This is a genomic window from Limnohabitans sp. (assembly GCF_040400975.1).
Classification (GTDB): Bacteria; Pseudomonadota; Gammaproteobacteria; order Burkholderiales; family Burkholderiaceae_C; genus Limnohabitans_A.
This window is the reverse complement of record NZ_JBBAPF010000002.1, coordinates 234,188-244,550: the sequence shown is the minus strand read 5'-3', so window position 1 is coordinate 244,550 and position 10,363 is coordinate 234,188. Positions and strand designations below refer to the sequence as shown.

10 protein-coding genes are annotated in these 10,363 nt (G+C 55.9%); 5 read left to right on the top strand and 5 right to left on the bottom strand.

The window, feature by feature from the left end:
* Positions 1 to 328: 328 nt before the first annotated feature.
* Genes ABWQ00_RS03160 through ABWQ00_RS03150 form a run of 3 tightly spaced genes read left to right on the top strand, consistent with a single transcriptional unit; the run spans position 329 to position 4,234 of the window.
* Positions 329 to 1,186 (top strand): SAM-dependent methyltransferase, encoded by an 858-nt coding sequence (locus ABWQ00_RS03160; RefSeq protein ID WP_353237208.1) that lies wholly within the window; start codon positions 329 to 331, stop codon positions 1,184 to 1,186.
* Positions 1,187 to 1,234: 48 nt separating this feature from the next.
* Positions 1,235 to 2,602 (top strand): APC family permease, encoded by a 1,368-nt coding sequence (locus ABWQ00_RS03155; protein ID WP_353237207.1) that lies wholly within the window; start codon positions 1,235 to 1,237, stop codon positions 2,600 to 2,602.
* 3 nt (positions 2,603 to 2,605) lie between these two features.
* Complete coding sequence (locus tag ABWQ00_RS03150; RefSeq protein WP_353237206.1) at positions 2,606 to 4,234, top strand: acetate--CoA ligase; 1,629 nt, start codon at positions 2,606 to 2,608, stop codon at positions 4,232 to 4,234.
* A 488-nt stretch (positions 4,235 to 4,722) separates the two neighbouring features.
* Here the strand turns inward: ABWQ00_RS03150 and ABWQ00_RS03145 are convergent, their stop codons facing one another.
* From ABWQ00_RS03145 to ABWQ00_RS03135, 3 genes are all read right to left on the bottom strand, one after another.
* A complete protein-coding gene (locus tag ABWQ00_RS03145; RefSeq protein WP_353237205.1) occupies positions 4,723 to 5,172 on the bottom strand; it encodes a demethoxyubiquinone hydroxylase family protein in 450 nt (149 codons plus the stop codon).
* 14 nt (positions 5,173 to 5,186) lie between these two features.
* Positions 5,187 to 5,597, bottom strand: coding sequence for a DUF411 domain-containing protein (locus ABWQ00_RS03140; RefSeq protein WP_353237204.1), 411 nt, complete (start codon positions 5,595 to 5,597; stop codon positions 5,187 to 5,189).
* Positions 5,598 to 5,740: 143 nt separating this feature from the next.
* Positions 5,741 to 6,790 (bottom strand): serine hydrolase domain-containing protein, encoded by a 1,050-nt coding sequence (locus tag ABWQ00_RS03135; RefSeq protein ID WP_353237203.1) that lies wholly within the window; start codon positions 6,788 to 6,790, stop codon positions 5,741 to 5,743.
* A gap of 245 nt (positions 6,791 to 7,035) precedes the next feature.
* Between ABWQ00_RS03135 and ABWQ00_RS03130 the strand changes: the two genes are divergently transcribed.
* Both ABWQ00_RS03130 and ABWQ00_RS03125 read left to right on the top strand, forming a co-directional pair.
* Positions 7,036 to 7,284, top strand: coding sequence for a hypothetical protein (locus tag ABWQ00_RS03130; RefSeq protein WP_353237202.1), 249 nt, complete (start codon positions 7,036 to 7,038; stop codon positions 7,282 to 7,284).
* A 213-nt stretch (positions 7,285 to 7,497) separates the two neighbouring features.
* The gene (locus ABWQ00_RS03125; RefSeq protein WP_353237201.1) at positions 7,498 to 8,502 is read left to right on the top strand and encodes a Bug family tripartite tricarboxylate transporter substrate binding protein; all 1,005 of its coding nucleotides are present in this window, start codon (positions 7,498 to 7,500) and stop codon (positions 8,500 to 8,502) included.
* Between the two features lie 38 nt (positions 8,503 to 8,540).
* On the opposite strand, the gene ABWQ00_RS03120 is transcribed toward ABWQ00_RS03125, so the two are convergent.
* Together ABWQ00_RS03120 and ABWQ00_RS03115 are read right to left on the bottom strand one after the other, a co-directional pair.
* A complete protein-coding gene (locus tag ABWQ00_RS03120) occupies positions 8,541 to 9,335 on the bottom strand; it encodes a crotonase/enoyl-CoA hydratase family protein (protein ID WP_353237200.1) in 795 nt (264 codons plus the stop codon).
* 21 nt (positions 9,336 to 9,356) lie between these two features.
* Positions 9,357 to 10,358: an acyl-CoA dehydrogenase family protein gene (locus ABWQ00_RS03115; RefSeq protein WP_353237199.1), complete on the bottom strand. Its 1,002-nt coding sequence runs from the start codon at positions 10,356 to 10,358 to the stop codon at positions 9,357 to 9,359.
* Positions 10,359 to 10,363 lie beyond the last annotated feature (5 nt).

Here is a 10,363-nt window from a genome sequence, read left to right as displayed (position 1 = left end):
TGGCTCCTCTTCAGTTTTGACATCATTATTTGTCTACTGATTTGGGGGAATGCCAGGTTATTGAATTTCCAACGTGGTAATGACTAAAGAAAACGCTAAAAGTCACTTCATTTTTTCTGATTTTTAAACCATCACTGATTCAAAAAAACTCTGTAGCCAATTTCATTTGTACAGACCAGAAAACGCCGAAAACTAGGGTTTCCACGTAACGATGTTGTCCGACAAATGAAACAAACGACAGGCTTGGCGATGGTTTAATCACTTGGGTATTTTTGGGGTGTGTCGATGGAACAGCAGATCGGACATCACCCATTCAACAGGAGTTTTGATGCAGACGAAATCTTTTTGGACGGCTACTTTTTTGGCCTTCATCATGTTGGGCGGCCACGCCTCCACAGCCAGCGCAAGCACCGACAACAAAGCCCCCAACACAGCCTGGGAACCCATCCGGGGTCAAGCGGGCAAAGATGTGATCTGGATCCCGACACCCGAAGGTCTGATCGACAAAATGCTGACAGCGGCCAAAGTCACAGAACAAGATCGCTTGTTCGACTTGGGGGCAGGAGACGGGATCATTGCCATCACGGCTACACGCAAGTTCGGTGCCCAAGCGGTGGGCATTGAGTTCAACCCCGATATGGCCCAATTTGCCCGTCGCAAAGTCAATGAAGCGGGGCTGAGCAACAAGGTCCGCATCATCACAGGCGACATCTTCAAAGAGGACTTCTCATCCGCGACAGTCGTCACGCTGTACCTGATGTCTCACCTGAACCTTCAGCTTCGACCCACTTTGCTCAAAATGAAGCCTGGTACCCGCGTGGTGTCTCACGCGTTCACCATGGGCGATTGGGAGCCCGACGAAACCATGCAGCACGACTATTCACGCGCCTATTACTGGATGGTGCCTGCACAGGTTGCAGGTGACTGGGTCATCTCCGGCTTGGAAGGTGGTCCTGTGCGCTTGAGAATGAGCCAAACCTTTCAGCACATCGGCGGCACCATGACTCGTGGCGGTGTGACCCAAGCGCTGATGGGCGCGAGACTGCAGGGTGAAGAACTCAAATTCCGCTTCAGTGCACCGGACCAAACGGTACACACCTTCACAGGACGGGTGGAGGGCAAGCGCTTGACCGGCAGTGTGAGTTCCGGTTTCACCAACGCTTCCATTGAAGGCGTTCGTCAGTGATCTCCAGCTTTCCCGAGCTTTCCGAACTTTCCTATTTTTTCCCAGACCATGAACACTGACCACACCGCTTCCGTCAACATGCTGCGCTTGCTTCACCCGTTGTCTGCCATCGCGCTGATCATCGGCATCGTGATTGGCGCAGGCATTTTCAAAACTCCGTCGATGGTGGCAGGCATCAGTGGCGACGCGGGCTGGGCCTTGGTGCTCTGGGTCGCAGGGGGACTCATTTCCATCATCGGCGCCCTGTGTTACGCCGAACTGTGCACGGCTTACCCCAGTGCTGGCGGTGACTACCATTTTTTAAAACGTGCCTTTGGGCGTGATTTCTCTTTCATTTACGGATGGTCTCGCGCCACCATCATCAACACGGGCTCTATCGCTCTTTTGGCTTTCGTTTTCGGCGATTACATGAGCACACTGGTGCCCCTGGGAGCTTTTTCCAGTGCCATCTGGGCCTTGGGCGTTGTGGTTTTTCTCACCGCTGTCAATTTTCTCGGCATCCACGCCTCCTCCAAAATTCAGAACTGGCTGACCGCGACCGAAATCGTCGGATTGCTGGCCATTGTGGTGGCGGGCTTTTGGGTAGATGCCCCCGCCTCAGGCGCTGTCCAATGGTTTGCCCAAGCACCCGCTGCTTCTCAGTGGGGGCTTTGCCTGGTCTTTGTCTTGCTGACATTTGGCGGCTGGAATGAATCTGCGTACATCTCAGCCGAATTGCAAGGCGGCCCGCGCACCATGGTCTGGGTCATCTTGGCCAGCATGGTCGCTTTGTCCGCCATTTATTTGCTGGTCAATGTGGCCTTGATTTTGGGCCTTGGCTTGAATGGATTGAGTCAGAGCAAAACCGCAGCGGCCGACCTGTTGGGTTTGGCATTTGGCCCTTGGGCGCAAAAGGCTTTGGGTTTGTTCGTCGCCATCGCTGCACTGACCAGCATCAACGCCACCATGTTTGTGGGCGCACGCACCAACTTCGCGGTGGGCAGCGACTGGAAGGCTTTGCGCAAATTGGGACAGTGGCAATTGGAGATCGGCAGCCCCAAACCAGCCTTGTTGCTGCAAGCCCTCATCAGCATCGGTTTGATCATTTTGGGGACGCAAGAAGCCGATGGTTTCTCTGCCATGGTCGAGTTCACAGCACCTGTTTTTTGGGGATTTTTGTGTTTGGTCGGTCTGTCCTTGATTTGGTTGAGGCAGACAGACCGCCAGACCGTCAGGCCCTTCAAAGTGCCGCTGTATCCGCTACTGCCCCTGGTTTTCAGTGCTGTTTGCGCTTGGCTGACATATTCCAGCGTCACGTATGCCATTTCACAGAAGGCAATTCATGTCTCCATGTGGCTGATTGCCAGTGGCGTGGTGGCCTTGCTGATCTTGCGAATCCGCGAAAACGCCATTGACAAACTTCCATCCATAATTTGACCCATGAAAACCCCGTTTCCTTCTTTTGACTACGAGACCGCCCGAGCCAACTTTTCTTTCACCGTTCCAGAGTTTTTCAACTTTGGCTTTGACGTGGTGGACAAGCGTGCACAGACCCATGACAAGCTGGCCTTGATCGCCATTGACCGAAGCGGCCAGAACGTCACGCACTACCACTACAGCGACCTTGAACGTGAATCGAACCGGTTTGCCAACGCGCTGTTGGCTCTAGGTGTTCGCAAAGGTGACTCGGTTTTGGTGGTCCTCCCGCGCATTGCACAGTGGTATTTTGTGCTGTTGGGTTGCGCCAAGATCGGGGCCATTGCCATGCCTGGCACCAACCAACTCAAAGCCAAAGATCTGGAGTACAGGCTCAACCGTTCCGGCGCATCGGTGGCGGTGGTCGGCACGCCCCACGCGCAAGCACTTGAATCGATCGAATCGGTTTGCCCGACCCTCCAACACAAAATACTGGTGGGCGAAAGCAAAGCCGGTTGGCATTCGTTTGAAGACATGTGCGCGGCGCAATCGCCCAGCATAGACCGCCAAAAAATCCCGCTCACGCGCTCAGATGAGTGCATGCTGATCTATTTCACCTCCGGCACCACCTCACTGCCCAAGATGGTCGAAAGAGACCATGCCTATGCCTTGGCCCATTCGATCACGGGACGTTACTGGCAAGATTTGCGCGAAAGTGATGTGCACTGGACCTTGACCGATACCGGCTGGGCCAAAGCGGCCTGGGGCCTGCTCTACCCCCCATTGACAGCTGGCGCCACCATCGTGCTGTACGACGGAGAAGGTTTTGATCTGCAAATGCATTTGGACATCATTGCCAAACACAAAGTGAGCACATTTTGTGCGCCGCCCACCGTCTACCGCGTCATGGCCAAAGCCGATTTGTCCGGCGCTGATTTCAGCTCGCTTCGCCACTGCTTTGGTGCCGGCGAACCGCTCAACCCCGAAGCCATGCGGGCTTGGAAACTGGCCACCGGCTGCGACATTTACGACGGTTATGGCCAAACGGAAACCATCAACATCGTCGCCAACTTTCCGGGCATGGCCATCCGCCCCGGCTCCATGGGCAAACCCTGTCCAGGCTTGCATGTCGACGTGATCAACGATGACGGTCAAGTGGTCGCCGATGATGAGGTGGGCCATATTGCGGTCAAGGTCACCGACCCTTACCCACCGGGGCTTTTCAGGGGCTACTACGGTGACCCCCAAACCACCGCGAAATCATTTCGACATGGCTGGTACTACACTGGCGACACCGCCAAACGAGACAAGGACGGCTACATCTGGTTTGTGGGCCGCTCGGATGACATCATCTCGTCCTCCAGTTACCGGATCAGCCCGTTTGAAGTCGAATCCACGCTGATCGAACACCCCGCCGTGGCCGAAGCTGCTGTCATTGGCAAACCCGATGAATTGCGCGGCGAAATCGTCAAGGCCTTCATCATTTTGGCCAAGGGTTACAACGCATCAGATGCGCTGGCTGTCGAAATTCAAAACTTCGTGAAAGAGCAAACCGCGCCCTACAAATACCCCAGAGAGATCGAATTCAGAGACACGCTGCCCAAGACCATCTCCGGGAAAATCAGGCGGGTGGAATTGCGCGGCGAAAACTGAACTCAATCGCTGGCACTGCCCAGACTTTTGAGGATGCCAGCCCAAAGCGCATCACGCATTTGGTCGGGGCGCATGTCTTGGCGACCACTGGCTTGGTCGTTGACAGATGTTTGCACCATCACGATGCCGATGGGCCTGATGCTGAGCGTTTAGGCATCACACAGGGCTACCCTGTGTGCCGGCATACATATTCCTGATTTTGGCGATTTTTAAATTGTTCATGTTTCATTCTCGCTCGATAGATCGGGCCTGTCTCAGCTTGACAGACCATTGTGGTTGGACAACATCAGGCCCCAGAGGGTCGGGTTTTGAGTTCGCGCAGCAGCCGGGCAGCATCGCCTTTTGTTGATCGTCAGCGGCTTCTTTCAAGTCGCCCATCAAAATCGACGAGCCAAGACTACGGCTGCTTCAGAGCCCCAACCCACCGTCCCACACCATGCCCTCGACAGCCAGTGGCGCGAGGGACCTGCCAAAGCTGCCGCTTCATCTCAGTGGTGCTGCTCGTCAGCTTGGCACTTGAGCAAAAGCTCCAGCAACCCATCTGGGCCACCATGCTGTAGCAGATGATCGATCTGTTGTTGGTAATGTTGATCGACAAAAGTTTCTACTGCTGCGATGGTGGCATAGACGGCCTGCGCACCAAACACAGCAGGCAAAGCACCTGTCAGCCAACCGGCCCAACGCCATGGCCCTAAAAGAGCACTTCGCATGGCCACGGGCAAGCACGACTCCACAAGTGCCAAATGCTCAGCTTCCGTTTTGCCGTGCATGCGTGCAAATGCCAGCAAGTCCAAGTCTCCTCGCCACTTGGCAACCGCCTCGATGCCGCGGTAGATGCTCACGGCGCCGGTTTCGCCTGCGTGGTCAGAGCGCAACTCGCGCTCCAAATAGGGAGAAAGGGGAATGGACAAAATACAAACCAAGTTGAGGCACAGCACGTGCTGGCGCCTGTTTAGACCATGCGGGATTTCGCTGGGTAAGTCTGAAAACTTTTGGCGCTGCCATCTTTTTGCACCAACAGCACAACAAAGGCATCTTTTCTGCCTTTGTACTCGGGGCCATCCATCCCAGGACTGCCTATGGGCATACCGGGCACCGAAAGCCCCAGCGCAACCGGACGCTCTTGGAGCAGTCGGCGAATATCGGCAGCAGGGACGTGCCCCTCAATGACATACCCGCCAACGGTGGCGGTGTGGCAGGAGCCCAATTTCTCGGGCATGCCCAGTCGCTGGCGCGCAGCGGTATTGCCTACGTCGCGCACATTGACCTTGAAACCATGGGCCTGCAAGTGTTCAACCCACAATTGGCAGCAACCACAGTTCGGGTCTTTCCAGACCTCGACCGTGGTCACTTGCGCGAGCACGATTTTTTACAAGAGAGTACCCGATACGAGCGTTAAAGCAGCGGCTTGAAGCCATTGACGTCTTTGCATGGTGATGGTGTTTTCGTTTCAGGGAAGGTGCTTGATCATGCCCTTTTGAAAAATCCCGCATGTAGAAAGGCCAGTTACAGATCCAGAGATTGCATCACTTGGGCAATGCAGTCGTTGGTTTTTGAAGCATCGATCCAACGCATGATGCAAACCAGCTCCAACACAGGGTCAACCCATGTCACAGACGACCCCGCGCCAATGGCAAACCATGAACTGCGCGGTGCATCTTTGAACAGCGCCCCATCCTTGTTCAGCCAAATCAAGTAGCCATAGTAAGGCGCCACATCACAGGGCTGCTGCATCATTTGAAGCCATTGCTTCGACAAAATCTGTTGCCCTTTGAATTGGCCTTGCCCCATCAACATCAAGCCAATCAGGGCCTGGTCCATGGCAGAGATGGAAATGCCCCCACCCCAGTGACTGCCCCCCGGCACCGACATCATGCGCTGACCATCGACATCCGTCCAACCTTGCTCGTAACCCACCCATTGAAACGCATCTGAACATCCCAGGGGTTTTCTGAAAAATTCTTCAAACACTTCAGGCAAGGGCCTCTTGAACAGATGGAGCAAGGCCAATGACAGCTGATTGATCCGAACATCGTTGTACTCAAACCTGGAACCCGGCTCGCCCAAAGGCCTTGCATCGCCCTTCTTACCGGTCGCTTGCCCCGTTTGGTAAGCCAGCCAACGGTACCGATCCACTTGTTCCGGAATGCCCAAACAAGTCCCCTCCCATTCGCTGGTTTGCTGCAGCAAATGGTGCCAAGTGATGCGCGACAACCGGTCGCCCTCAAAACCAATGCCAGGACATTGTTGAACAACCGGGGTGTGAACATCTTTCAAAAGCCCTTGGTCAAATGCCAGACCTGCCAGAAGGGCCAAGTAAGTTTTCGCCACGCTGAACGTCAGGTCTGCCTTGTGAGGTTCCCCCCACTCGGCCAACATCTGGTTTTTGTGAAACACCACACCGGACACAGGACCACGCCCATGGATCGGACCATACAAGCGGTTGTAGGGCGGGGGATCCATGTCATGGATACCCCAAGGCGGCGAGGTGTCACGCGACCAAGAAGTTTCACAAGATTGGATGAATGCAATGGTCTCGTCTAGGGAATGGTTCATTTTGACAATCGAAAATTTTTGGACACCTGATGGTGCGGATGAAGCACGATGCACAGATTCATCATCATGGGTGCTTGTCCATTTGACGTTCACGCTGGCGACTCCCCATGGCTCGCGAACGGATAAACCCCACGAGTAACGGTTTATTGACAAAATAAATTGTCAAATTTTTGTTGCATTGATCTAATATTCACTGGAGATCAGGTCAACCACCAATCCAGGTGGTCCTCATTAAGGAGATTGCCTTGAACATTTACATCTATCTGTTCCTCTTGTTTGGCCTTGTTTTCGGCCTCTCAACGTTCTCTTACATCCACCTCTTCAGCGAGGGGCCACACCAGGTCGATACGCCGGAGGGTGGCTCCACTTTGGGCGGTCGCGTTTTGTGGGCCATGGTCTGCACCTTCTTGTGGCCCATCATGGTCCTGACGGGTCTCAACTCAGCCAGGATACTGGCCAAGCGCAGACGGCAGACGGTCGCTGCGAACCACTGAGCCACAGCTGCGTTGTTGCCGCCGAGGTCAAATTGCGCCCGTCTGGATGACGGCATCAGCGTCGCCTTGGAACTCTGGTGACTTGAAGTCAGCTCACGAATGTCAAACTGACAAGGAAGGTCTTGCACATCGCAAACATTTCCAATAATCTGAACTCCTAACTTCAAAAGTAAAGAGTTTTGGAGTTCGATTTCAATAATCAGGAGACATCACATGGCATTCATCAAGTTACGACCCTCATTTTCTTGGGTCACATCTTTGGCGGTTTCTGTGAGCATGGCCGGGGCATTGCTGTCATCCCCAGCGGCCTTGGCTCAGGCTTTTCCCAATAAACCCCTGCGACTGATCTGCCCCTTCCCCCCTGGCGGTGCTGTAGATATCGCTTCGCGGGCCATTGCACAAGAATTATCCAAAAATTTAGGCCAGCCTGTGACCGTCGAAAACAGGCCCGGTGCAGGCGGGAACATTGGTGGCGCCGAAGCGGCCCGAGCCAATCCTGACGGTTACACCATTTTCATGACCACCAGTGGCATACAAGCCATCAACCCGGTGCTGTACGCCAAGATGCCCTTCGACCCCAACAAAGACTTGGTCCCCGTCTCTGCTTTGGTTTCTTTGAACAATGTCTTGGTTTTGCACCCCTCCATCAAAGCGAACTCTGTGCCCGAAGTCATTGCCATGGCCAGATCTCAGCCCGGAGCCATGAATTACGCTTCCAGCGGCAGCGGCACCAGCATTCACATGTCAGGCGAAATGTTCAAATCTTTGACGGGCGTCAACATCACACACATCCCCTACAAAGGCAGCGCACCCGCCATGACCGACCTTCTGGGTGGTCAAGTCATGATGATGTTTGACAACATCCCATCTGCCATCCCCCACATCAAATCAGGCAAGCTCAAGGCACTTGCCACAACGGGTTCCAAGCGTGATCCCTTGCTGCCCGAATTGCCAACCTTGGCAGAAGCCGGTGTATCGGGCTATGAGTCTGGCGTGTGGTTTGGTTTGGCTGTGCCTGCCAACACACCACGCGACGTGGTCATGAAACTCAACGCTGAAGCCATCAAAGGCACAAGATCACCCGATTTCGTGAAGCGAATGACCGAGTTGGGTTACAACATCATGGGCACAAGCCCTGAGGTCATGCTCGATATGAGCAGGGCCGAAGTGCAACGCTGGGGCCCGATTGTCAGATCCTCTGGCGCCAAGGCAGACTGAACCCCTGCAAAGTTGAAGCGCTGGGCAAACGCCAGATCTCAATCTTTGAATTGAGGTGGGCGTTTCTCAATGAAGGCATTGACCGCTTCATGGTGGTCGGTGGTCATGTGGGCAATGGCTTGGTAGCCCGCTGAAAGCTCGAGCAAGGACTCCAATGAGCTGCGCTCGCCCTCACGCAGCAAACGCTTGGTCATGCGCAACACCCCCCCAGGATTGGCCGCAATCTTGCGCGCCAGCGCCAGTGCCTCGGGCATCAATTGATCGGGTGCCACCACCCGCGAGACCAGTCCGCAGGCCAGCGCCTGCTCGGCCGACAGGGCCTCGCCCGTGAAAGCCATCTCGGCCGCCTTGGATGCACCCACGGCTCGGGGCAAGAGCCAGGCCCCGCCATCGCCCGGCACGATGCCCACCTTCACAAAACTCTCGGCAAAGGTGGCCTTGTCCGACGCGATGCGGATGTCGCACATGCAGGTCAAGTCGAGCCCAGCACCAATCGCCGGGCCATTGATGGCGGCAATCACAGGCACATCCAGGTTGTACAGCGCCTTGGGCAGGCGCTGGATACCGTTGCGGTACTCCTCGCGGATCACATCGGGCATGAGCTGTTGCGTTTGGTAGCGCAGCATGTCCTTGACGTTGCCTCCCGAACTGAAAACCGGACCTTCGCCAGTGAGGATGACCGCCCGAATGCGGGTGTCCTTGCCAATGTCAGCGCAAGCCTGCACAAACTCTTCGACCGCCGTATTGCCCGTCAGGGCGTTGCGGGTCTCGGGTTGGCTCATGGTGAGGATCACGATGCTGCCCTCACGGGTGATGTTAAGAAAAGCGCTCATGGGGTTTCCTGTTTAAAAAAATCAAAGCACCGTGTCGGTGAGTGTGCGAATCTGATCCAGGCTCAGCGGCTCCGTGCTGTCCAGCAAAGCTTGGCCCAACACATCGTGCCAGTAAGATTCAGAGCCGGCCGCCTGACGCCAGGCGTGCAGCCTGCGGGTGTACAGCTGCAGGTCAAACTCACGCGTGAAACCAATTGCACCGTGGATGGAATGGCTCAGCCCAGCGACTTCGAGCGCCGCCTCGCTGGTGCGAGCCTTGGCCATCGCCACGCGCAGACGGTCGGGCACTGGGTCCGCCGAACAGAGCCCCAACTGGGCGGCCATGCGGGCGGCAAAGGCGTGCTCGGACATGACGCTCAGCTGGTGCTGGATCGCCTGGAACTTGCCAATCGGTTTGCCAAACTGCTGACGGTCATTGGCGTATTGCAGCGTGCGGCTGAACACGGCCATCAGGGCACCGGCCAACTGCGCCGCATACAGCGCCGCCTGCAGCGTCACCAGATCGTGCGTTCCAGGTACCGCCTGTGCGGCTTCCCAGGCCGACAAAGGCCAGCTCATCTGTGCGTCCAGACAAAACCCGGCCAGCTGCACCTGGGCATCGGCGGTAGACAGCAAGCGGCTGACACCGCCACACGACACCAGCACCCAGTCGGCTTGTGTACCGCAACGCACCTGCGCGCAGTGCAGACGGCCATCACCGCCCATGTGCCCCATGCCAAACACCACCGGGCCTGTGGGCGGGGCCACGCCCGCATGGGCCAAGAGGCCACGGGCCAGCAATGTCTCGCCCAAAGGCACGGGCACGGCAAAGCTGCCGCACAACTCCAGCACCGGGTAAACATCGGCCAAAGTTAGCCCTGATCCGCCCACAGATTCGGGCACCAGCGCATCGGTAAAGCCCGAGTCTTCAAGCGCTTGCCACAGCGCGGTGCGCGATTGGCCCGCTTCGATGGCGCGCACCACCGCAGGTGTGCAGTGGTCGGTGAGCAGCGCTTTGACCGCATCGGCAAAAAGATCGTCCATGGTAT